This is a genomic window from Paraburkholderia sp. EG304 (genome assembly GCF_046543485.1).
GTDB lineage: Bacteria > Pseudomonadota > Gammaproteobacteria > Burkholderiales > Burkholderiaceae > Paraburkholderia > Paraburkholderia youngii.
This window is the reverse complement of sequence record NZ_JBKGUA010000284.1, coordinates 1-626: the sequence shown is the minus strand read 5'-3', so window position 1 is coordinate 626 and position 626 is coordinate 1. Positions and strand designations below refer to the sequence as shown.

1 protein-coding gene is annotated in these 626 nt (G+C 74.3%); it reads left to right on the top strand.

Annotated features, from left to right (window positions below):
- The coding region (locus tag ACLFKU_RS43880) for a hypothetical protein (RefSeq protein WP_410853406.1) at positions 1 to 626 on the top strand (626 nt) is incomplete at both ends.

Below are 626 nucleotides of genomic sequence, written 5' to 3'. Positions count from 1 at the left end.
TCAGGGCACCGGGCGATTCACCGGCCGCTGCACCGGGCGGCCTGGCCGCCGCAACCGACGGGCAGGCATGGTGGGCGCGGGGCGGGACGCTGGGCAAGGTCTCGCCGGTCCGCGGGTTTTCGCGGGCCCGGTGGTCCTACAGGCAGGATCCTTCCCGTCCCGATCGGCACGCGGTGGTCGAAGACGCACAGGGCAGGGTGTGGGTGTTCGCGGCCCCGTGGTTGACCCGGATCGATCCCGCGCGGGGGCAGCGGCGGCGCTGGCGGGTGGGCGCGGACGATGCAGGGTCGGCGGTGTCGACGCAGGCTGTCCTGCTGGCCTGCGATGGCCGGATATGGCTGGCCGGCAACGGGCGACTGCAGCAGCGGGCGGACGACGGCCGCGTCCTGGTCGAGCGCACCTATGACGCGGCGCGACTGCGCCCGGGCGGCACGCCCTTCGTTCTGCACTGCGACCCTGACGGACAGCTGTGGCTGGGCGACAGCGAGGGGCTGAAGCAGTGGCAACCGGCACACGCTCGTTTCGATCCCGTGCCGGGCAGCCCGCGCCGCGCGGTCGGGGCGTTGCATCTGACCGCCGACGGCCAGCTGTGGGCGGCCGATCCGGACGGCTGGACCGTCTACCGG